The organism is Halobacillus sp. ABD4_316, assembly GCF_056161385.1.
This window is the reverse complement of the sequence record NZ_JBSWZA010000001.1, coordinates 1,211,899-1,234,384: the sequence shown is the minus strand read 5'-3', so window position 1 is coordinate 1,234,384 and position 22,486 is coordinate 1,211,899. Positions and strand designations below refer to the sequence as shown.

23 protein-coding genes and 1 other annotated feature are annotated in these 22,486 nt (G+C 47.8%); of the genes, 20 read left to right on the top strand and 3 right to left on the bottom strand.

Going from position 1 to position 22,486, the window contains the following annotated elements; translation table 11 throughout:
* Window positions 1-155 precede the first annotated feature (155 nt).
* The 11 genes from ACXAJH_RS06680 to ACXAJH_RS06630 all read left to right on the top strand — a co-directional run bounded on the left by ACXAJH_RS06680 (window position 156) and on the right by ACXAJH_RS06630 (window position 9,215).
* Entirely contained in the window at window positions 156-530 is a 375-nt protein-coding gene (locus tag ACXAJH_RS06680) for a cytosolic protein (protein ID WP_206935525.1), read from the top strand.
* 39 nt (window positions 531-569) lie between these two features.
* Window positions 570-1,034, top strand: a complete 465-nt coding sequence (nrdR, locus tag ACXAJH_RS06675; protein WP_027955176.1) for a transcriptional regulator NrdR — start codon at window positions 570-572, stop codon at window positions 1,032-1,034.
* A 58-nt stretch (window positions 1,035-1,092) separates the two neighbouring features.
* Window positions 1,093-2,445: a replication initiation and membrane attachment family protein gene (locus tag ACXAJH_RS06670; RefSeq protein WP_474971155.1), complete on the top strand. Its 1,353-nt coding sequence runs from the start codon at window positions 1,093-1,095 to the stop codon at window positions 2,443-2,445.
* A 17-nt stretch (window positions 2,446-2,462) separates the two neighbouring features.
* The gene (gene dnaI / locus ACXAJH_RS06665; RefSeq protein ID WP_474969167.1) at window positions 2,463-3,395 is read left to right on the top strand and encodes a primosomal protein DnaI; all 933 of its coding nucleotides are present in this window, start codon (window positions 2,463-2,465) and stop codon (window positions 3,393-3,395) included.
* Window positions 3,396-3,552: 157 nt separating this feature from the next.
* Window positions 3,553-4,362, top strand: coding sequence for a sporulation protein YtxC (gene ytxC / locus ACXAJH_RS06660; RefSeq protein ID WP_474969166.1), 810 nt, complete (start codon window positions 3,553-3,555; stop codon window positions 4,360-4,362).
* 334 nt (window positions 4,363-4,696) lie between these two features.
* On the top strand, window positions 4,697-6,643 hold the full coding sequence (thrS, locus tag ACXAJH_RS06655) for a threonine--tRNA ligase (protein ID WP_474969165.1): 1,947 nt from the start codon (window positions 4,697-4,699) through the stop codon (window positions 6,641-6,643).
* A 274-nt stretch (window positions 6,644-6,917) separates the two neighbouring features.
* Window positions 6,918-7,042: a sequence feature (ribosomal protein L20 leader region), on the top strand.
* A gap of 81 nt (window positions 7,043-7,123) precedes the next feature.
* Window positions 7,124-7,627, top strand: a complete 504-nt coding sequence (gene infC / locus ACXAJH_RS06650) for a translation initiation factor IF-3 (RefSeq protein WP_160836317.1) — start codon at window positions 7,124-7,126, stop codon at window positions 7,625-7,627.
* Window positions 7,628-7,660: 33 nt separating this feature from the next.
* Window positions 7,661-7,858 (top strand): 50S ribosomal protein L35, encoded by a 198-nt coding sequence (gene rpmI / locus ACXAJH_RS06645; RefSeq protein ID WP_027955182.1) that lies wholly within the window; start codon window positions 7,661-7,663, stop codon window positions 7,856-7,858.
* Window positions 7,859-7,888: 30 nt separating this feature from the next.
* Entirely contained in the window at window positions 7,889-8,245 is a 357-nt protein-coding gene (gene rplT / locus ACXAJH_RS06640) for a 50S ribosomal protein L20 (RefSeq protein WP_160836316.1), read from the top strand.
* 86 nt (window positions 8,246-8,331) lie between these two features.
* On the top strand, window positions 8,332-8,604 hold the full coding sequence (locus ACXAJH_RS06635; protein WP_474992323.1) for a DUF1294 domain-containing protein: 273 nt from the start codon (window positions 8,332-8,334) through the stop codon (window positions 8,602-8,604).
* 38 nt (window positions 8,605-8,642) lie between these two features.
* A complete protein-coding gene (locus ACXAJH_RS06630; protein ID WP_051254684.1) occupies window positions 8,643-9,215 on the top strand; it encodes a TVP38/TMEM64 family protein in 573 nt (190 codons plus the stop codon).
* Window positions 9,216-9,252: 37 nt separating this feature from the next.
* On the opposite strand, the gene ACXAJH_RS06625 is transcribed toward ACXAJH_RS06630, so the two are convergent.
* Entirely contained in the window at window positions 9,253-9,663 is a 411-nt protein-coding gene (locus tag ACXAJH_RS06625) for a sigma-w pathway protein ysdB (RefSeq protein WP_474970425.1), read from the bottom strand.
* A 111-nt stretch (window positions 9,664-9,774) separates the two neighbouring features.
* Here ACXAJH_RS06625 and ACXAJH_RS06620 point away from each other — a divergent pair, with 111 nt between their 5' ends.
* Together ACXAJH_RS06620 and ACXAJH_RS06615 are read left to right on the top strand one after the other, a co-directional pair.
* Window positions 9,775-10,260, top strand: a complete 486-nt coding sequence (locus tag ACXAJH_RS06620; protein WP_474993410.1) for a dUTP diphosphatase — start codon at window positions 9,775-9,777, stop codon at window positions 10,258-10,260.
* Between the two features lie 82 nt (window positions 10,261-10,342).
* A complete protein-coding gene (locus ACXAJH_RS06615; RefSeq protein ID WP_027955188.1) occupies window positions 10,343-11,428 on the top strand; it encodes a M42 family metallopeptidase in 1,086 nt (361 codons plus the stop codon).
* 40 nt (window positions 11,429-11,468) lie between these two features.
* On the opposite strand, the gene sspI is transcribed toward ACXAJH_RS06615, so the two are convergent.
* A complete protein-coding gene (sspI, locus tag ACXAJH_RS06610; RefSeq protein WP_474969163.1) occupies window positions 11,469-11,681 on the bottom strand; it encodes a small acid-soluble spore protein SspI in 213 nt (70 codons plus the stop codon).
* A 111-nt stretch (window positions 11,682-11,792) separates the two neighbouring features.
* Here sspI and ACXAJH_RS06605 point away from each other — a divergent pair, with 111 nt between their 5' ends.
* The 3 genes from ACXAJH_RS06605 to pheT all read left to right on the top strand — a co-directional run bounded on the left by ACXAJH_RS06605 (window position 11,793) and on the right by pheT (window position 16,323).
* Window positions 11,793-12,527: a TrmH family RNA methyltransferase gene (locus ACXAJH_RS06605; protein WP_474993409.1), complete on the top strand. Its 735-nt coding sequence runs from the start codon at window positions 11,793-11,795 to the stop codon at window positions 12,525-12,527.
* Window positions 12,528-12,846: 319 nt separating this feature from the next.
* Window positions 12,847-13,881: a phenylalanine--tRNA ligase subunit alpha gene (gene pheS, locus ACXAJH_RS06600; RefSeq protein ID WP_474969160.1), complete on the top strand. Its 1,035-nt coding sequence runs from the start codon at window positions 12,847-12,849 to the stop codon at window positions 13,879-13,881.
* A gap of 15 nt (window positions 13,882-13,896) precedes the next feature.
* Window positions 13,897-16,323 (top strand): phenylalanine--tRNA ligase subunit beta, encoded by a 2,427-nt coding sequence (pheT, locus tag ACXAJH_RS06595; RefSeq protein WP_474993407.1) that lies wholly within the window; start codon window positions 13,897-13,899, stop codon window positions 16,321-16,323.
* A 42-nt stretch (window positions 16,324-16,365) separates the two neighbouring features.
* Here pheT and rnhC read toward each other — a convergent pair whose 3' ends face one another.
* Window positions 16,366-17,298, bottom strand: a complete 933-nt coding sequence (gene rnhC, locus ACXAJH_RS06590; RefSeq protein ID WP_474993405.1) for a ribonuclease HIII — start codon at window positions 17,296-17,298, stop codon at window positions 16,366-16,368.
* A gap of 151 nt (window positions 17,299-17,449) precedes the next feature.
* On the opposite strand from rnhC, the gene zapA reads away from it, so the two are divergent.
* From zapA to ACXAJH_RS06570, 4 genes are all read left to right on the top strand, one after another.
* Window positions 17,450-17,743 (top strand): cell division protein ZapA, encoded by a 294-nt coding sequence (gene zapA / locus ACXAJH_RS06585; protein WP_474969156.1) that lies wholly within the window; start codon window positions 17,450-17,452, stop codon window positions 17,741-17,743.
* Window positions 17,736-18,278 carry a CvpA family protein gene (locus ACXAJH_RS06580; protein ID WP_474969155.1) on the top strand — a complete coding sequence of 181 codons (543 nt, stop codon included), beginning with the start codon at window positions 17,736-17,738 and terminating at the stop codon, window positions 18,276-18,278. The genes zapA and ACXAJH_RS06580 overlap by 8 nt, the downstream gene beginning before the upstream one ends.
* Before the next feature lie 102 nt (window positions 18,279-18,380).
* Window positions 18,381-20,099 (top strand): DNA polymerase/3'-5' exonuclease PolX, encoded by a 1,719-nt coding sequence (polX, locus tag ACXAJH_RS06575; protein WP_474993404.1) that lies wholly within the window; start codon window positions 18,381-18,383, stop codon window positions 20,097-20,099.
* A gap of 22 nt (window positions 20,100-20,121) precedes the next feature.
* A complete protein-coding gene (locus ACXAJH_RS06570) occupies window positions 20,122-22,470 on the top strand; it encodes an endonuclease MutS2 (RefSeq protein WP_474989519.1) in 2,349 nt (782 codons plus the stop codon).
* Window positions 22,471-22,486: the final 16 nt, after the last annotated feature.

Sequence of the window (22,486 nt, the reverse complement as noted above, 5' to 3'; positions counted from 1 at the left end):
AGAAAGTCATGCAGAAGGTTCTGCATGGCTTTTTTTTCTGCTTACCTATTGGATCAGGCTGTCTGCCCTCTCCTTCTGTAAAACCGTTTCTAATTTTTTAAAGTCATGTTAAAATAAATTAAGATTATGTCGAATGGACTGAAGGAGTCAGATTAGTGAAAGCATTTATTTCCAGGTATCTCAGCACTCATTCCGAAACCAGTGAACAGCATAAGGACACGGCCCTTATCACACACTATTACAAAGCCAAGCATGATGAGGTTTTCCGCGCCGTGGAAGAAATGTTCCCTTCACCATCTGAGATCAAAGCCGTCTCCAGGGAGCGCGGAGAACTGACGATCACTTATAAAGGAAAGCGGCGGGCGTTTGTTGTCGCAACAATTATTATGGTCCGTCCGTTCCGCACGGCCGTGGACTTTTCGGTCACCACTGATTCAGGAGGCCCTGTGGATTTCGGCTACAGCCGTAATCTGATCGTGCAGTTCTATGAACAGCTGGACCGGCAGTTTACAGCTGTGGATCCCGGATGATCAGATGATGAAACGAAGACGATGTGGAGTTGATCAAAGGTGAAGTGTCCAAACTGTCACTACAAAAGCACGAAAGTGCTCGATTCAAGACCAATAGAGGAAGGTCAGACAATCAGAAGACGGAGAGAGTGTGAACAGTGCGGCTTTCGTTTTACAACGTTTGAGCGGATTGAAGAGGTCCCTCTGATTGTCGTGAAAAAAGAGGGAACGCGGGAGGAATTCAGCAGGGAAAAGTTGATGCGTGGGTTGATCAGAGCCTGTGAAAAGCGTCCGGTTGAAGTGGAAAAGCTTGAAGCCGTTACGCTTGATATTGAAAAGGAACTGAGGAACCGCGGCGTTTCAGAAGTGCTGAGTGAGGATATCGGTGAAATGGTCATGGGCCGTCTCTCCGAAGTTGATGAAGTGGCCTACGTCCGGTTTGCGTCCGTTTACCGGCAGTTTAAGGATATAAACGTATTTATTGACGAATTGAAGGAATTAATTAAAGATGATCATGACGAATGAGCCTGAGCCGGCTCATTTTCTTTTTCATAGATTTGGATGAACGAAGGAGGTGTAGACGATGAATCATTCCATTGGCAGACTGCTGCCTGTAGACGGTTTTAAAATCAGGAACGGCGGAGAAATGCCTCGAAATTTTCATCGTTCGTTATCCCATCTATACCAACCGATTGTTGGACGTCTGGCTGTATCTCTCTACCATATACTGCTTTCTGAAGCGGATCTTGCGGATCAGGATGCGATTCAGACCCACCATTCATTGATGGCTTACCTTTCCGCTCCTCTGGATAAAATTTATGAAGCCAGGGGGAGGCTGGAGGCTCTTGGATTGCTGAGAACGTTTCGGTCGAACGAAGAGAGCGATCAGACCGTCTATATATATGCGGTCCATCCCCCTTTTACGCCGGAGGAATTTTTCCAGGATGACATGCTCGCGCTTCTCCTGACCCATGAGTTGGGTCAGGAGAAGTATGAACAGGTAAAAAGCCGATTTGTTAAGCCCGAGCCTTCGGTGGAAGGATATGAAGAAATCACGGCTTCTTTCGACGAAGTGTTTCATCATAAAATGATAGAGTCTGTGCAGAGGGAAACCGAAGTGATTGCGGAGCAGAAGCGTTTTCAGGAATACCGCGGTCCACGAACCTCGGAAAGCCGCGTCGATTTCACCTGGCTCCGCCAAGCCCTTCAGAAGAGAATGTATCCAAGTGAACGGATTTTGACGGGGCGGAATAAGAAACTGATCATTCAGCTGGCGACGTTGTATGATTTGTCCAACGTGGAATTGGAAAAAGCGGTGACATGGGCTATAGATGAAAATCACTGCTTGGTCGAGGAAGAGTTTAAGGCTGCCTGTCACGATTTTATGAAAGAAGAAAAAAATGTACAGCCCGCCTCTGTCGATGATCGTGAGAAATGGGCCTCTATGGAAAAAGAGACGACAGGATCCAAGGAAGACCAGTTTGTTGAAATGCTCGAGCAGATTTCTCCGAGGGAGCTCCTTGAGGATTTGTCCAATGGCAACCGTGCATCGGAACAGGATTTGAAGCTGATCCGGGATGTTATGACCGAACAAGGCATCACAGCCGGGGTTATGAACGTGCTTGTCCATTATGTGATGTTGAAAACGGATATGAAACTGTCGAAATCCTACATGGAGAAAATCGCCAGTCATTGGGCGCGTAAAAACGTGACCACTGTGCGCCAGGCCATGAATCTGGCCAAGGCAGAACATCAGAAATATCAGCAGTGGGGCCGTCAGAAAACACAGAAGCGGACTTCCCAAAAAGACGAAGTTATTCCTGTCTGGTTTAATAAACAGGAAGAGAAGCAGCCTGCCGCCGCGTCTGCTGAGCCTCAGGTCGATAAAGAAGATATCGCAGCCAGAATCGCGAGGCTGACCAATAGAGGAAACTAGAGTAAGGGGTGAATGGAATGGAGCCCATTCAGCAATCGTTGAAAAAATGGATGAAAGATAACAAGCAGTTTCAGCAGCGCTACAATCAAATGAAAGCGGAAGTCCTGGGCTCTGCTGAAGTCCAGCGTCTGATGCATGAAAATGAAGGCCTGGATGAAAAAGCGGTGGAGAAGCATTTGATCAAGCTTTATGAATACCAGACCCAATCGAAAAACTGCGAAAAATGTCCGTCGAGGGAGGGGTGTATCAACATCCTGCCCGGATACGTTCCATCGTTGGAGGTGGAGGGAACCGACATCAAACTGATTTATGATAAATGCAGACGCCAGCGTTCACAGGAACAGCAGTCGTATCAGAAATCATTGGTAAGCAGCCTGCATATGCCGAGAGAAATCCTGGAAGCATCGCTGGAACGAATGGATCTGGAAGACCCCGACCGCGGAGGGGCGGTAGCGCAAACCGTCCAGTACATTGAAACGCTCGGGGATGAGCTTCCTGCAAAAGGCCTGTATTTCCATGGACCGTTCGGTGTAGGGAAAACGTATTTCCTCGGGGCCATTGCCAATGCTCTCAGTGACAAGCAGATCCCATCGATGATCATTTATATGCCTGAATTTGTAAGGGAAATGAAATCATCCATCAAAGATGATTCCCTCAATGATAAAATTACCGCCTTTAAGGAAACGCCGGTGTTAATGCTGGACGATATCGGAGCAGAATCCCAGTCGGCCTGGTTCAGGGATGAGATATTAGGCAGTATCCTGCACTATCGGATGATGGAGCGTCTGCCCGTCTTTTTTACGTCCAACTATACGCTGAACGAACTTGAAAAAGTGTTGATGACAAGCAGCCGCGGCGATGTGGAACAAGTGAAAGCCAAGCGGATTACCGAACGGATCAAACAGCTGAGTGAAACGGTTTATGTCGGCGGTCAGAACAGACGTTCATAAATCTTTGCGAACAGGAAGGTCAGTGACATGATTTACCTATCCCTCTCATAAATATAACAAAGAAAAGACGAGCCGGTCTTGATGATATTTTCTATGCTTCCGGGAAGCATTGATGATAGACATAGGATGGAAAGTCGGGATGAGGGGGGGAATTCTGGTGTTTGACTTATCTTTTTCCAAGCGTCTGGAAGCCGAAACGTTTTATAATGCCATCGTTTCCGAGCAGAAGCTGTGGGTTTATGAGGAGAACGGGAAACATTTTTCTGTCACATTGATGCATGCTTCCTCAAGGGAGTCGGCCTATGTGGATGTCGTGCGTGCGCTGCATCATGTTGTCAGGAAAAGGAAAATTCCTGCCTGGATGGAAGGGGTCCTCCGGTTCTCCTATCATTTCGAGGATGCCGATGAAATTCAGCGCATTCTTGAGATTGAGCAGGACTTTGACTCCCATCCTCCTGCGGGTCTGCGGCTTCCGCCTATTCACCACTACATCAAGTCCTATATACAGGAGTACGTGCATGTAAGGGATACCGTCCTGTTTGATGACTTGAGTGCCGGCTGTCTGGCACATGTCCACAGGTGCCTGACGGATTACACAGGCAAGGTCATTGATGAGTATAAGCAGGAGGAATCGTATCAGCTGCTGGTCGATTCGTGGCGTCACCGTGTTCATCATCAGGATACGGGGGTGCAGCTTCTTCATATTCTCGATGACCGTGGACTGACTTACTTCCATGATGAAGGCAATCCGCTGAGTGATTCGGAGACGCGTCTCTACCAAAAGCAGTACCCGGATGAAGCCGTGTCTGATCTTCCTCTTGAATGGCCGGTCACGCCGGCGCTCGTCCATGCTCCAGAGGAAATCATTATTTACTCCGATCAGGCGGAGAATTCCAATTTGGAACTGCTGATGAATATCTTTGAGGAAAAGGCTGTCTGGAAGCCCAAATCGCAATTTCCTTTTTAAAGCCCTTGATTTCCTTTTCGCAAATGGATATAATACGTACATATTAAATCAATGGCTTTGATAAGGATACGAACGGAAAGTGGCGTATGATCAGAGAGGGGAGTCATCGGCTGGAAGCTCCTTCTTAACGGCTTATCGTTTACCACCTTGGAGCCCTGTCTGTGAAATGATTCAGAGTAATGGACAGCGACTGATCCGCGTTAAGGATAATGAAGCCGCAGCCTTGCGAGGATGCGGGAACCTGGGTGGAACCACGAGAGACAACGCTCGTCCCTTAGCACTATGCTGAGGGATGGGCGTTTTTTTATATTTATTTAGAAAAGGAGTGTTACACATGGCGGATGCGATTCAAATCAAGTTCCCAGACGGAAACATCAAGGAGTTTGAGAGAGGGACTACAGGTGAAGACATCGCTAAATCGATTTCTTCAGGCTTGAAAAAGCAGGCCCTGGCCGTAAAGCTGGACGGCGAACCCTACGACCTGCGACGTCCGATTGAACAGGATGGGGAAATTGAGATTCTTACCTATAAAAATCCAGAAGGCTTGGAAGTGGTGCGCCACTCTACAGCCCACCTGATGGCACAGGCCGTTAAACGCCTTTATGGAAACGTCAAACTTGGCGTTGGTCCGGTCATTGAGAATGGGTTTTATTATGATATCGATATGGAGGAATCCCTGACACCGGAAGATCTTCCGAAGATCGAAAAGGAAATGCAGAAGATTGTAGATGAAAACCACGAAATCGAACGCATAGAGCTTTCAAGAGAGGAAGCGATCGAAAAGTATAAGGAAATCGGCGATGAGCTGAAGCTTGAACTGATCGAAGCTATCCCTGAAGGCGAACAGGTGACGATTTATCAGCAGGGGGAATTCTTTGATCTCTGCCGCGGCGTTCACGTTCCACAGACAAGTAAAATCAAGGTCTTCAAGCTGTTGAGCATTTCCGGTGCCTACTGGAGAGGGGACAGCGACAACCAAATGCTTCAACGTATTTACGGAACGGCCTTTGAGAAAAAAGCCCATCTGGATGAATACCTGCAGATGCTTGAAGAAGCGAAGGAACGCGATCACCGTAAGCTCGGTAAGGAACTGGAGATCTTTACGATCAATCAGAAGGTCGGTCAGGGACTTCCAATGTGGCTGCCAAAAGGCTCGACCATTCGTCGCACGATTGAGCGTTACATCGTAGATACAGAAGAGCGCCTGGGATATGATCACGTGTATACACCTGTTCTGGGAAGTGTTGACCTGTACAAAACAAGCGGACACTGGGATCACTATCAGGATGATATGTTCCCGACAATGGAAATGGACAACGAAGACCTTGTTCTTCGACCGATGAACTGCCCGCACCATATGATGGTTTATAAAAATCAGATGCACAGCTACCGGAACCTGCCTGTCCGTATTGCTGAGCTGGGTACGATGCACCGTTATGAAATGTCCGGAGCTCTTGCCGGCCTGCAGCGTGTGCGTGCCATGACATTGAATGATGCGCATATTTTTGCCCGCCCGGATCAGCTGAAAGATGAATTCAAGCGTGTAGTCCGTCTCGTTCAGGAAGTCTACCGTGATTTCGGTATCAACGATTACTACTTCCGTCTGTCCTACCGTGACCCGGAGGATAAGGAGAAGTACATCGACAATGATGCGATGTGGGATAAAGCGCAGGGGATGCTGAAAGAAACGATGGAAGACATGAAACTGGAGTATGTGGAAGCCGAAGGGGAAGCTGCTTTCTACGGTCCGAAACTGGATGTTCAAGTGAAAACAGCGCTTGGTAAGGACGAAACGCTTTCGACGGTCCAGCTGGACTTCCACCTTCCGGAACGCTTTGATCTGACATATGTCGGGGAGGATGGAGCCGATCACCGTCCGGTCGTTATTCACCGTGGTGTCGTGTCGACGATGGAACGTTTTGTTGCCTTCCTTATTGAAGAATACAAAGGCGTCTTCCCGACATGGCTGGCCCCTGTCCAGGCGAAAATCATTCCTGTATCTGCCGACGTCCATCTGGATTATGCGAAAAAACTGGAAGATGAACTTCGGGAAGCCGGTGTGCGTGTCGAAGTGGATGAGCGGAATGAAAAGATCGGCTATAAAATCCGTGAAGCACAAATGCAGAAAATCCCGTTCCAGCTTGTCGTTGGAGATAAGGAAATCGAAGACCATGCGGTAAACGTCCGCCGATACGGAGAACAGGACTCTGCTACAAAATCTGTAGACACATTCAAGTCTGAAATCAAAAATGAAATTGAGCAGAAGCTTCTGAGAAAGTAATCAGATGAAGCGGAGACGTTTTTGTAAACCCATACCAAGGTGAGTTTTCATCCTGGTATGGGTTTTTATCATTTTATCTCGCTTTGTTTTCACGCTGGTTATCCACGGGCAGAGGCCGCTTCTTTCTTCTCCAGGTATTGGTTTGCAGGAAAGGGATTGATTTTTATCTTGATTTCGATTATCCTTGATTAGGTAGTCAGATAAACAACATTTGATTGTTGACATGCATCATCAGGCATGCTATTATTGTTTAGGTAACTGAATGAACGGATCTAGAGACAAGTAGGAGCACCCGCTTCTCACCTGATCGACGCTGATAAAGCAGTTGGCAGGTCACTAATTCCTTAAATGTTAGGATACGTGTGGGTGCAGAATATGTACCGACACTTTTTTTATTTTCAGCAGGAATCTTGTCGATGACAGATCTCATATAAGTTTTCTAAAACTATTTGGAGGTGGCTCGATATTAGCAAGGATAACATGAACGTTAATGAAAAAATCCGTGCCCGTGAAGTCCGTCTGATCGACGTGAATGGTGAGCAGCTTGGAGTTAAATCCCGTAACGAAGCGCTTGATATTGCAGCAAATGCAAATCTTGATCTTGTTATGGTGGCCCCAAATGCGAAGCCTCCGGTTTGCCGAGTGATGGACTACGGAAAATATCGTTTCGAGCAGCAGAAGAAAGAAAAAGAAGCTCGTAAGAAACAAACCGTCATCAAAGTGAAGGAAGTGCGTCTCAGTCCAGGGATTGAAGACCACGACTTCAACACAAAACTTCGTAACGCACGCAAGTTCTTGTCTAAAGGTGACAAAGTGAAAGCATCTGTCCGTTTCCGCGGACGTGCCATCACACACAAAGAACTAGGGCAGAAAGTACTCGAACGCCTGGCTGAAGAGTGCAAAGATGTCGCCCAAGTTGAGACCAAGCCTAAAATGGAAGGTCGCAGCATGTTCTTAATGCTTGCTCCTCTCGGTGAGAAGTAAGACAAAGTATCAAGTTTAAAGGAGGAAATTCACATGCCAAAAATGAAGACCCATAAAGGTTCTCAAAAACGCTTCAAAAAAACTGGGACAGGTAAAGTGAAACGTTCCCACGCTTTCACAAGCCACTTGTTCGCGAACAAATCAACTAAGCAAAAGCGTAAGCTTCGTAAAGAGGCACTGGTTTCTGCAGGAGACTACCGCCGTATCAAGCATATGCTTCCGAAAGACTAATAAAGACTGATTTAATTAGGAGGGATTACCATGCCACGAGTAAAAGGTGGAACAGTGACACGTCAACGTCGTAACCGTGTCCTTAAACTAGCAAAAGGTTATTATGGTTCAAAACATGCACTATTTAAAACTGCTAAACAGCAGGTAATGAAATCAGGACAGTACGCTTACCGCGACCGTCGTCAGAAAAAGCGCGATTTCCGTAAGCTTTGGATCGCTCGTATCAACGCTGCAGCGCGTTTGAACGACATTTCCTACAGCCGTCTTATGCATGGTCTTAAACTTGCGGGTATCGAAGTGAACCGTAAGATGCTTGCTGACCTTGCTGTCAACGACGCCCAAGGTTTCGCAAGTCTTGCAGAGCAAGCAAAATCTGCTCTTAAGTAATTTTATGAGAAAGAGCCATTTCCGTCCGGTTGGAAATGGCTCTTTTTTTATACCCTGTTCGAATACATAAGGGGAGCGTGAAGGTGATGATGTATGCAGGATTGTATTACTTCGGAGTGAATATCTGGCTGTTTATCCTGATGGGGGTGGACAAAAAGAGGGCTGGAGAACAGAAGTGGAGAGTGCCTGAAAAGCGGTTATGGATGGCAGCTTTGCTGGGAGGCGCATTAGGAGGAGTACTCGGGATGAAGGTGTTTCGTCATAAGACGAAGCATAAATCGTTTGCCGTCGGTTTCCCATTCCTCATAGCCGCGCATGTCGTGTTGACCGGGTATTTGTACGTGCGGTTCTATACCTGAGTATCCTGTCATAAGATGTAGGCAGGGAGGGGATTGACGTGGGCGGGACAACGACAGCAGTGCTGGCATGGTTGGAACATCAGGAAGCCTGGGCGCCGCTCTTGTTTATCGGAATTCATCTGCTTCGGCCTTTTTTGTTTCTCCCGGTCATGCTTGTCTGCATAACCGGAGGCGTGTTGTTCGGACCGATTGCGGGTACCGCGTACTCGGTGATTGGAACGATGATATCCAGCCTGTTGTTTTACCGGACGATCCGTATGGTGCCTTGGGTGATGAAAAGGATGGCGGGAATCAAGGAACGATGGATGAAAAAACAGGCATCCCTGTCCGTCAAGCAGGTAGCTGTGCTGCGTCTTGTTCCTTTTATTCACTTTCACCTGTTGTCGTATTGTCTTATTGAGAGCAGCGCAGATTTTAAGGATTATGCGAAATCATCTTTATTTGCTAATTTTCCGCTTGCCTTTATTTACACCTCTGTCGGTCAGTGGGTGACGCTTTTTTCGCTGCCGATGATGGTCGCTTTTTCAGGCGCGCTTGTTGGTGTAAGTTTCATGATCCGGAAAAAAAGTGAAGTGTTTCTATGGAACGATTTCTTCCAGACGAATCCATAAAAGAACAACCCTCTGCAGCAAAGGGCAGAGGGTTGTTTTAATGGAAGTCATCGTTATTTTTCAAGGGATGGATAATCAGCCGGTTGATCGGGTACTTCCATTCGATGGAAGCATGCGGATAACGGAGGAGGATTTCTTGTTCCATAAAGTATATATCCTCCCGTTCGAGCCCTTGAAGCTTGTTCGGGTCGTGGGCGCTTACATTGATCGTAACGACCTCAAAGGCATCTTCGGTTGTCCCTAAATATTTTTCCCCTTCAAACACATGACCTTTCAAAGTCATCAGGAAATTCTCTTTCGTATCTTCCTGGTTATCATGAAAGTAAAATTCTTTTTTATCCCGGGCAAGATCCAGCTTTCTCCTTGGATTGACGATGAATTTATAAGCGGTGTACATAATAAAGGCTATCGCCAGAAGCAGCAGCAGTCTGAACAAAAGGATGATCATGAACATCGGACTCCTTCCTTGAAGGTACGTGCCTCCTATACGTATCAGCATGTCTTTTTGTTTCAGAAAATGATACATTATTATCGATGATTTTTTTAGGAGGGACAACCAATGTTTTGGGAATCGTTATATCAGATGCAGGAAAAACTGGATCATTATATTGAACAGCAGCACAATTTGGAGAAAGGCGCTTATGTCGAATCCAAAATCCTGGCCTTATTTGTAGAGCTTGGGGAGCTGGCGAATGAAACGCGCTGCTTTAAATTTTGGAGTACGAAAGGGCCGAGCGCTCCATCGGTCATTCAGGAAGAGTATGTAGATGGGGTTCATTTCCTGTTGTCCCTTGGTTTGGATCTGGGCTTCCGCTATACCAGCCAGGAAGAAGAGGGCCGTTCTGTGACAGAGACGGAAGCATTTTTGGACGTATACAGCCGTGTGGAGACGTTTCGTCATGAACAGACGAAGGGAAACTACGAAAACCTGTTTCGTGCCTACGTATCCTTAGGGCGGACCATCGGAATTACGGCAGAGGATTTGAAAGAAGCGTATATAAATAAAAATGAAGTGAATTTTAAAAGACAGGACCAGGGCTATTGATCACAAAATGGCAGAATTTTTGTGAAATCGCTTCAAAAGGTTTATAATAACATTGGATAGAAAAAGGAGGATTTGAATACATATGGCTAAAAAAGATGAAACACTGCAGATGTTGAAAGATCTGACGGACGCGAAAGGTGTACCGGGAAACGAAAGGGAAGCCCGTGACGTCATGAAGCAGTACATCACTCCCTATGCGGATGAAGTCTTCACAGATAATCTTGGAAGTCTGATTGCGAAGAAAGTAGGAAATAAAAAGGGCCCGAGTGTTATGGTTGCCGGTCACCTCGATGAGGTAGGATTCATGGTTACCCGCATTGATGATCATGGCTATATTTACTTCCAGACCGTGGGAGGATGGTGGAGTCAGGTTATGCTCGCCCAGCGTGTCACGATCATGACACGCAATGGTGACCTCACCGGTGTGATCGGATCGAAACCACCGCACATCCTGCCTGCGGAGCAGCGTAAGAAGGCTGTGGAAATCAAGGATATGTTCATCGATATCGGCGCTTCCAGCCGTGAAGAGGCAATGGAATTCGGTGTGAAGCCGGGAGATTCTGTCGTTCCATATTTTGAATTCACACAGATGAAAAATGAAAAAATGCTGTTGGCTAAAGCATGGGATAACCGCATCGGCTGTGCCATTGCGATTGAAGTGCTGAAGCAGTTGAAAGGTGAAAAACACCCGAATACGGTTTACGGTGTCGGAACGGTTCAGGAAGAGGTCGGTCTCCGCGGTGCCCGCACATCCGCCAACCTGATCAACCCGGATATTGCTTTTGGTGTCGATGTCGGTATTGCCGGGGATACTCCGGGTGTATCGGACAAAGACGCTTCCAGTAAAATGGGAGACGGCCCGCAGATCATCCTGTACGATGCCTCTATGATTTCCCATAAAGGACTTCGTGATTTTGTTACGGATACAGCGGATGCGAACGACATTCCTTATCAGTTTGATTCCCTTGCCGGGGGTGGAACGGACTCGGGTGCCATCCACTTAAGCCATGACGGGGTTCCAGCTCTTTCTATTACGATTGCTACGCGTTATATTCACTCTCATGCGGCTATGCTTCACCGTGATGATTTTGAAAATGCGGTCCGCTTAATTGTAGAAGTTATTAAAGGCCTGGATGCGGATACAGTCAAAGAAATTACCTTCCAGTAATACTAAAAAGCCAGCCGTAAAGGGCTGGCTTTTTTCGTGCTTATTTCTGTTTTAAGCCTTGTTCTAATGTATCAAGAATTTCCTGGCGTTCTTGTTCATCGGATTCTTTCCACAGCATTTCAAAGAATACGCCAAGCCCGGGAAGCATTTTTTCCTCACCCTTCTGCAGGGCATCATCAATAGTGGCTTCAAGCTGTTCGGCATTATGATTGCTGACATTGGACAGAATCGCTGCGCGCAGATTTAAATTCATCGTCAAGTCCTCCTTTGTAATAGGATTCGAAAATTATTCATGATTAGTTTGACCAACCGTGGTGCGGCTATGTATGATGAATGAGAAATAAACAGGAAAAGAGGGACGATAATGCTCACTTCCTTACAAAATGCAAAAGTGAAGGATTGGAAGAAACTACATAAACGAAAGTATAGAAATCAAACAGGTACGTTTCTTGTAGAAGGGTTTCATCTGTTTGAAGAGGTGATGAAAAGCGGCTGGACCGTTAAAGAATTGATCGTCCGCGAAGAAACGGACATTGAACTTCCGGATGATATTCCTTATACGATTGTCAGCCGTGATGTTTTTGCGGCTGTTGCTGAAACCGAAACGCCTCAAGGAATTGCAGCGGTTGTCGCTAAAGAAGATTATACTTTTACGCCGGGAAGTCTTACTTTGATGCTGGATGCTGTCCAGGATCCGGGAAATATCGGGACACTGATCCGTACAGCAGATGCTGCCGGTTTCGACCAGGTCATTGTCGGTACGGGTTCTGTGGATATTTTTAATGATAAAGTGATCCGTGCTTCTCAAGGATCTCTGTTTCATTTACCGGTCTTAACAGGAGACCTCGGCGCTTACGTGCACGAATTGAAGGATCAGGGTGTGGAAATCTGGGCCTCTGCGCTGGAGAACGCCGTCTCATATAAAGAGCTGGCGGTTCCTGAGAAAGTTGCTTTAGTGGTTGGAAATGAAGGCAGCGGCATCTCTAAAGAACTTGTCGAGGCGGCAGATCAGCATGTGTATATCCCGATATATGGACAGGCGGAGTCGTTGAATGCTGCCATTGCGGGTGCTGTTCTTATGTATCATTTGAAAAGCTGAGGTTGCATCCAGCAGCAACTTTGACTATAATAAATGCAGTTCTAATAATTACATCGATCAATAGCTGAGATAGAGCAAAGTAAATGAATGGGAATCGTTTCAGGGAGGAAGCACCATAGACTGGGAGTGCTGCCATCGTGACATTCGTTGAAATTTCACTCTGGAGCTGGCCGTTTCGGCCCGGATGAACGTCCGTTATTTCATACAAGTGGGCACCACAGGTGTCAACAAGGGTGGTACCGCGAAACAAACCATACAAGTCTCGTCCCTTTTTACAGGGAGGGGGCTTTTTTTATTTTCATTAAAGGAGGAATTACTGATGAAGGAACGTTTAGAGCAGCTGAAACAGGAAGCGTTGCAGAAGGTGGAGAACGCTGATTCCATTCAAGGGTTGAAAGACATTCGTGTCGAGTATCTAGGGAAGAAAGGACCGATCACGGAAGTACTCCGCGGCATGGGCAAATTATCGAAGGAAGAGCGCCCGGTCATCGGACAGCTCGCCAATGACGTGCGTGAGAGCATTGCAGAAGCGATCGAAGCGAAACAGACAGGTCTTGAGGACGAGGCGCTTGAGAAACAGCTGGAAGAGGAAAGCATTGATGTAACCCTTCCTGCCCGTCCGGTTCACGTAGGCGGTCCGCACCTGTTGACGAGCATAGTAGAAGAAATTGAGGATTTATTCATCGGTATGGGCTTTGAAATCAAGGAAGGACCAGAGGTAGAAACCGATTATTACAACTTCGAGGCGTTGAATCTGCCGAAAGGCCACCCGGCCCGTGATATGCAGGATTCCTTCTATGTTACAGAAGAGTTGTTGATGCGTACCCATACCTCGCCTGTACAAGCAAGAACGATGGGGACAAGAAACGGTGCTGAACCTGTGAAAATGATCTGTCCTGGTAAAGTGTACCGCCGTGACACCGATGATGCCACGCACTCCCACCAGTTCACCCAGATTGAAGGTCTGCTTGTAGATAAGCATGTCCGCATGAGTGATCTGAAAGGCGTACTGAATGCATTTGCGAAGCAGATGTTCGGAGCGGAACGTGAAATCCGCCTTCGTCCAAGTTTCTTCCCGTTCACAGAACCATCGGTTGAGATGGATATTTCCTGTAAAGTGTGCGGTGGTAAAGGCTGTTCCGTCTGTAAGGGAACGGGCTGGATTGAAATTCTCGGCGGGGGCATGGTCCACCCGAACGTATTGGAAATGGCCGGCTACGATTCCAGCGAATACTCCGGCTTTGCTTTCGGAATGGGACCTGAACGGATCGCCATGCTGAAATACGGGGTCGACGATATCCGTCACTTCTATACCAACGATATCCGGTTCTTGGAACAGTATCATAAAGCTTAAGGGAGGAATGGAAAAATGCTTGTATCTTTAAACTGGTTGAACGAATACATTGATGTCAGCGCCTACTCTCCGGAGGACCTGGCTGAAATCATTACAAAAACGGGGATTGAAGTAGAAAGCGTAGAGCCTGTAGCAGAGGGCGTCACGGGGGTCGTGGTTGGACAAGTGACATCCTGTGTGCAGCATCCGAATGCGGATAAACTGAATCTCTGTCAGGTTGACGTTGGTGAAGAAATGCTTCAGATCGTATGTGGCGCGCCAAACGTGGCCGAAGGTCAGAAAGTCGCAGTCGCTGTACCGGGAGCTGTCCTTCCGGGGAACTTCAAAATTAAGAAAACGAAGCTCCGCGGGGAAGCCTCCAACGGGATGATCTGTTCCCTTCAAGAGCTTGGTGTGGATGAAAAGGATGTACCTAAGGAATATGCAGAAGGGATATTCGTATTCCCGGAGGATACAGAAATCGGTGCCGACGCTGTCTCTGAACTGAACCTTGATGATTTGATCATTGAGCTTGGTCTGACTCCGAACCGTTCGGATGCGATGAGTATGGCGGGAGTGGCTTATGAAGTGGCTGCTGCGATTGACGGCGTCTACACACTGGCTGAAGAAAAAGTTGAAACCATTGATGAGAAAGCATCTGATCTGCTTACGGTTGAAGTAGACGACCCAGAGGCCAATCCTTATTACGGCGCTTTCGTCATCAAGGATGTTCAGGTCGGCCCATCACCGTTATGGATGCGCAACCGTCTGACAGCTGCTGGAATCCGTCCGATTAATAATGTTGTGGATATTACCAACTACGTGTTAATGGAGTACGGCCAGCCCCTTCACGCATTTGACTATGACCGCTTCGGTTCTCAAACCATCCGCACACGTCGAGCGGAAGATGGGGAGAAAATCGTCACATTGGATGACCAGGAGCGCACATTGAACAGCCGTCACCTGGTCATAACGAATGGGGAAAAACCGCATGCGATCGCCGGTGTGATGGGCGGCGCGGAATCGGAAGTCCAGGAAGACACGACAACGATCATCCTGGAAGCGGCGTATTTTGCCCCTTCTGTCGTTCGTGAAGCTTCCAAGGATCACGGGCTGCGCAGTGAATCAAGCTCACGTTTTGAAAAAGGGGTGGACCCTAACCGCGTAGAACGCGCCGGAAAGCGTGCCTGTGAGCTTCTTCAAAAGTATGCCGGAGGCCGTGTGCTGGAAGGGAATGCTTCCTTCGACAAGCTGGACCGTTCCGAAAAGCAGGTAACCGTCCATAGGAGTGTGATCAACGACCGACTCGGTACCGAGATTTCCAACGAGGAAATGGCTGATATTTTCCGTCGTCTGCAGTTTGTATACAACCAGGACGGCGGGCAGTTTGATGTAACGATTCCAACCCGCCGCGGCGATATCACCATTTTTGAAGATATCCTTGAGGAAGTTGCCCGTATCTACGGCTATGATAATCTGCCATTCACCCTTCCGGAAGGAGAATCACAGGCAGGCGGACTCACTGTGAATCAACAGTTGAAACGCCGCGTGAAAGCATACTTCGAAGGTGCAGGTCTTCACGAAACCATTACGTACTCCCTGACACATAAAGATAAAGCCGTTATGCTCGTCAGTCCGGAAGTAGAGGAAGCAGCCGAGAGCCCTGTAGGTCTGGCTATGCCGATGAGTGAGGATCACGCCTATCTAAGGTTGAGCATCCTGCCTGAATTGCTGGAATCCCTATCTTATAACGTTGCCCGTCGACAAGAGAACCTGGCCTATTATGAAGTAGGTACGGTATTCATCAGTGATGAGCAGGAAGTGACGAAACAGCCGTCCGAAATGCTGCGTGCCTCAGGAGCCCTTACCGGCGACTGGACATCTCATTTGTGGCAGCAGGAGAAAAAAGCGGTCGACTTCTTTGTCGTCAAAGGCATTGTCGAAGGTCTTGGAGATCAGCTCGGCCTTTCCTTCACTTACGAAAAGGCGAAACTGCCATCCATGCACCCGGGCCGTACAGCTGTCATCCGTCATGAAGGCCGTATCGCAGGCTTTGCTGGTCAGGTGCATCCGAAGCTGCAGAAAGAATTCGGCTTGAAAGAAACTTACGTGTTCGATCTAAACCTTGAAGCCTTGTTCCAGTCTTATGAAAAAGAAGAGACGTTCCGTGTCATTCCGAGACATCCTTCTGTTTCAAGGGATATCGCGCTGGTCGTGGACAAGGATGTATCAGCAGGTGCGATTGAAGCGACGATTTCTGAAGCAGGTGCGCCGCTTGTGAAAGATGTTCAAGTGTTCGACGTCTATCAGGGAGAGCATCTGGAAGCTGGCAAGAAGTCCCTTGCCTTCCGTCTGCTTTATCTTGATCCTGTTCGTACTCTGAAAGACCAGGAAGTAGAAGAAGCCCATGAGCAAATCTTAGCTGCTGTTAAAGACAAGCACGAAGCAGAACTTCGCGGGTAATGCAAAACCCCCGCCGGGATGCCCCGGCGGGGGTTTTCTCTGTCATTTCACAAATTTCTTCGCTTTATCGGTGTTGGCAAAGTGGACTTTCGCCAGTTCATCGAGCTTGTCTTCTCCGTATGCTTCAATGACGGCGGCAGCGGCCTTATCCACTTTCCCTGAAGCGCCCTTTGGAATCGGCAGCCCCGTATCGAATTCAAGCGTGTCCATCGCTTTGACGAAAGCTGACCGGGCAATGATCGATCCAGCTGCTACGGCAATGGAATAGCTTTCCGCTTTCGTCATGAAGTAGACGTTTTCCTGAAGCTGCTGTTTTTCAGACCGCAGATGCTTTTGGTAGACATCCGGCTGGGAAAACTGGTCAATCAAAATTCCTTCCGGCTTTTCGGGGGCGATTTTTTCCAAAAGCCGGTTGATGGCCTGGTGGTGAAGGATCGTTTTCATTTTCCCCTGGCTCCATCCTTTTTTCTGCAGCTGGTTGTATTTTTTATTAGGCAGACGCAGCAGACTGTATGGGATTTTTAAGGCAGCCAGGTCCTTGGCCAGGTCGGTAATCTGTGCATCTGACAGATTTTTGGAGTCCTTAACACCGATGGCCTTCAATTGTGGAATCTGCTCCGCTGTTACATAAGCGGCAGCGACAGTGATGGGGCCGAAGTAGTCACCGGTTCCTGCTTCATCTGACCCGATATGAGAGCTGGTGAATAAGCTTTCTGACGGATGATAGCGGTGGTGGGAGGAACTCTTTTTATTCTGACCGGATGCAGAAGATCCGGTCCCCCATTTGTCGGCTTCTTCTTCAGGATTTTTTCCTTGGAAGAGGACTTTCCCGGAGCGGTAGGCGGTAATGGTGCAGGCCGTTGTTTTTGCAGCAAATAATGCACTGGAAGGGACATTCGGCTTGCTCTGGGATGCGTAATAGGTTTTCATTTTCTCTAAGGTTGAGGTGGGCAGTGTTAAGACAACTTGAGGCATAATTCGTTCCTTTCTTTCGTACCAAAATAATAACCACAGTATAGCAGAACGGCGTAAAAATGAGAACATTTGCGAAAAACATCCATATTGGTTTCCCTAAGGAGAATAGTCATGTTAATATTAAGTTTAGGATTGAGAGAAACTAGGGGGTATGAATGTGTCGCAGTCAGACCAAGAGAAAAAAAGAATCACCGTGGAGATCAATAAACGATCTTACACGATAGTTGGTCATGAAGAGCCTCATCATATCCGTATGGTATCGAGTCTGGTGGATCAAAAAATGCGCGAAATCCATGAAGCGAACCCTAGTCTGGATACTTCCATGCTCGCTGTATTGACCGCTGTAAATACAATGAATGAATACATTAAATTAAAAGACGAATGTGCGGAACTTATGAATTATATTGAAAAGCTGGAGAAAGAGGACGACAGAAAAAATGATTGATTTACTGCTATTGTTTCTTATGTTTATCGGAATACTTACCGGGTTGAAGAGAGGTTTCATCCTTCAGCTCTTTCATTTAATCGGATTTATCGTTGCCTTTGTGGCAGCTGTCATCTATTATGACGATCTCTCCCCGAAGCTGACCCTGTGGGTTCCCTACCCCGAACTGCCGGCAGACGCCTCGTGGGCTGTATTTCTGGATAACCTCCCGCTTGAACAGGCTTTTTATAACGCAGTGGCTTTTGCCATCCTGTTTTTCGGAGCGAAGATTGTGCTTCATATTATAGCCTCCATGCTGGATTTCGTATCGGAGCTGCCGATTTTGAATTCATTGAATACCCTGCTGGGTGGCATACTGGGCTTCGTCGAAAACTATGTCATTCTATTTGTCGTGTTGTACATAGCCGCGCTGGTACCTGTAGCCGGGGTGCAGAGTGCGTTGGACGGGTCCCTGTTAGCCCAGCTGATCATTGAACATACGCCGGTGCTTTCCAATGAATTGGAAAATCTGTGGATTGAACACGTAGCGGGCTGAGCAGGTACGATTTTGGAATGAAGGTTGAGCCGCTGTGATAGTAATCATGGCGGTTTTTTCATGAGCATCTGCATCACTCATATAAAAAGGAGACGATGAACAATGGCTGTCGATAAGAAACAGGTCATTAAATTGCTGGAACAAATCGCTGTTTATTTGGAATTGAAAGGCGAAAATCCATTTAAAATATCCGCCTACCGGAAAGCGGCCCAGGCGTTGGAGCGGGATGACCGCTCCCTGAGTGAGATGGATGATTTTACAAAGATGAATGGGATCGGGAAAGGAACGGCGGCGGTCATCGACGAATATATCGCCAACGAAGAATCAGATACGCTGAAGCAGCTGCAGGCAGAAGTGCCTGAAGGACTCGTTCCTCTTCTGGACCTGCCGGGACTGGGCGGCAAAAAGCTGGCCAAGCTCTACCAAAAGCTTGAAGTGACGGACGCAGAAACGCTGAAGGAAGCACTGGAGTCCGGCAGGGTGGAGGAACTGGAAGGTTTCGGTAAAAAGTCTGCCGAAAAAATGCTGAAAGCTCTTGAAGAGGCAAATTCCCGCCCGGAGCGTCTGCCGATTGCCATCATGCTGCCGCTGGCAGAAAAGGTGGAAGCTTACTTGGAGCAGGCGGAGACGTTTGAGCGCTTTTCCCGCGCAGGAAGTCTGCGGAGAATGAGAGAAACGATCAAGGATCTTGATTTTATTATTGCGTCGGAGAATCCGGCAGCAACAAGAGATGAGCTTCTGGCTTATCCAGACGTGAAAGAAGTCGTCGCTTCCGGGGAAACAAAGGTTTCCATCGTTGTCCATGAGGGCTATGACATCGGCATTGACTTCCGTATTGTGGCGCCTCATGAATTTGCGACCACCCTTCATCATTTTACCGGATCCAAAGACCATAACGTGGCCATGAGACAGCTGGCGAAAGAGCAGGATGAAAAAATCAGCGAGTACGGAATTGAAGACATCCATACGGGTGAAGTGAAAACCTTTGAATCCGAGGAAGACTTCTTTAAGCATTTTGACCTCCATTTCATTCCTCCGGAGGTCCGTGAGAATTATGGAGAGGTTGAAAAATTTAAGGAAAAGATCCAATTTGTCGATCTTCCTGATATACGCTCCGATCTTCATATGCACTCGACGTGGAGTGACGGCGCCCAGTCCATTAAGGAAATGGCGGAAAGAGCGAAGGAAAAAGGGTATGACTACATCGTCATTACCGACCACTCCAAGTATTTGAGAGTGGCAAACGGTTTGAATGAAAAACGATTGCGCGAGCAGCGGAAAGAAATTGAAGAAATCAATGAAACGATGGAAGGTTTTCATATATTTGCAGGCATAGAGATGGACATCCTCCCAGACGGAAGCCTCGACTTTGAGGATGACTTTCTTCAAGAGATGGACTTCGTAATCGCATCGATCCACTCAAGCTTCCAACAATCCGAGGAGCAGATTATGGAACGATTGATGAATGCCCTTGAGAACCCGCATGTGCATATGATTGCCCACCCTACGGGACGTTTGATTGGACGCCGTGAAGGCTACGCGGTAAATCTGGAACAGTTGATTGAAGGAGCGGCACGCACAGGTACCATTCTTGAGCTGAACGCCAACCCCAACCGTCTTGATTTGAACTGGGAGTGGCTCATGAAGGCCCAGGAAGCTGGTGTGAATATTGCCATCAACACGGATGCTCACAGCTACGCTATGCTGGAGCACATGAGAATCGGGGTCGGCACGGCCCGTAAAGGCTGGTTAAGAAAAGAAACGGTCGTGAACACATGGACGAAAGAGCGGTTCATGGACCAATGTAAGATTCGTAAGTAGGAATAAAAGGAGTCGGTCAGGCATGAATCAAAGAATCCTTCATGTACTTGAATATAAAAAGATTATTGAACAGCTGAACGAGCAGGCAGCCTCTTCTTTGGGAAAAGAGAAAACAGCAGCACTCAAGCCGTCATCAGAACTTGATGAAGTCATCCAGCTGCAGAAAGAAACAGATGAAGCCGGGCAGGTCCTCCGTTTAAAAGGGCATGTGCCTCTTGGTGGGATCTTTGATATTAAGCCGAGCATCAAGCGCACGACCATCGGCGGAACACTGAGCCCGCTGGAGTGTCTGGATATAGCGAGCACCATTTACGGCGGCCGTCAGCTGAAGCGTTTCATAGATGATATGGAAGATCCGGAAATGCCGATTCTGAGAGAACTGGCCGCCAGTCTTGTTCCATTAAAAGAACTGGAGCAGGAAATCAGGAACTGCATCGACGAGCATGGAACAGTGATGGATGGGGCTTCTGAAAAACTCCGCACCATCCGCTCCAGCATTCGTACGTATGAGAGCCGGGTGAGGGACAAAATGGATTCCTTTACAAAATCAAAATCCAAAATGCTCTCAGACTCCATTGTGACCATCCGTAACGAACGTTACGTCCTCCCGGTCAAACAAGAGTACCGTGGCTCAATTGGAGGGATTGTCCATGATCAGTCTTCTTCAGGAGCCACCTTGTTTATCGAACCTCAATCCGTCGTGGATTTGAACAATAACCTGCAGGAAGCTCGCGTGAAGGAAAGAAATGAGATTGAAAAGATTCTCAAAGAACTATCTGAATCGATTGCGGAGGAACACGCGGTCCTGTCGTACAATGTACAGATTCTTGGACAGATCGACTTCATGTTTGCCAGAGCCAAACTCGGACAGCAGATGAAAGCCTCCATGCCTGCCATGAATAATGAAGGCCGTATTAAGATGAAACAGGCGAGACACCCCTTGATTGACGGTGAGGAAGTAGTCCCGAACGATATCGAGATCGGAGAGGATTACACATCCATTGTCATCACCGGTCCGAACACCGGGGGTAAAACCGTCACCCTGAAGCTGGTAGGCTTATGTACGCTTATGGCTCAGTCCGGCCTGCAGGTCCCCGCGCTTGATGGATGTGAGCTTGCGGTATTCAAAGAAGTTTATGCGGATATAGGGGATGAGCAGTCCATCGAACAGAGCTTATCTACGTTCTCTTCCCATATGACCAATATCGTGGATATTTTAGATAAGGTCGACCATCAATCCCTCGTCTTATTCGATGAGTTGGGAGCAGGAACAGACCCGCAGGAGGGGGCTGCTCTTGCGATGTCAATCCTGGATGAGGTCGTTCAACGGGATGCCCGCGTCATCGCAACGACTCACTATCCTGAGCTGAAAGCCTACGGATATAACCGGGACGGGGTCATTAATGCGTCTGTGGAGTTTGATATCCAGACATTGAAGCCGACATACCGGCTGTTGATCGGCGTCCCGGGACGCAGTAACGCTTTTGAGATATCCAGACGTCTTGGTCTGAAGGAAAACGTGATTGAATCTGCGAAAAGCCATATCGGTGTCGATTCACAGAGTGTGGAAAATATGATTGCCTCTCTCGAAGAATCTAAACGTGAAGCCGAACGCGATTATGAAGAAGCCGAAGAGATGCTCGCCGAGGCAGAGAAGCTGAAGCGTGAACTGGAGGAAAAATGGAACCAGTTCGAGAATCAGCGGGAAAAGCTGTATGAAAAAGCGGAGCAGAAAGCGGAAAAAGCGATCCAGCAGGCCCGTGAAGAGGCAGAAACCATTGTCGGCGAAATCCGGAATATGAAAACCCAGTCGCAGATGAAAGAGCACGAGTGGATTGAAGCCCGGAAGATGTTCGACGAGGCGCAGCCAGAACTGGCGAAGAAAAAAGCCAAGGAAGCTCCGACACCTAAAAAGAAAGAAACAAAAGAACTGAAGCCGGGTGACGAAGTGAAGCTGCTTACACTGAACCAGCAGGGCACCATCGTGGATCAGACGGGAAAGAACGAATATCAGGTCCAAGTTGGAGTTATGAAAGTAAAAGCGAAACGAAAAGAACTGGAATTCGTAAAAGCTAAGGAGCCTTATAAAGAAAAGCCTATGGCGACGGTCAAAGGGAAAAGTTTTCATGTAAAACCAGAACTGGACCTGCGCGGGGAGCGTTACGAAGATGCCCTGAACCGGTTGGAGAAGTATGTGGATGATGCACTGCTTGCCGCATATCCGCAAGTGTCCATCATTCACGGAAAAGGTACAGGAGCGCTGCGGACAGCGGTTCAGAACTATGCGAAAAACCACCGGAGCATAGCCTCCCACCGTGCAGGGGGTATGAATGAAGGTGGAAGTGGAGTCACCGTACTGGAACTCCGCTAATGTTCAACGAAAAGGG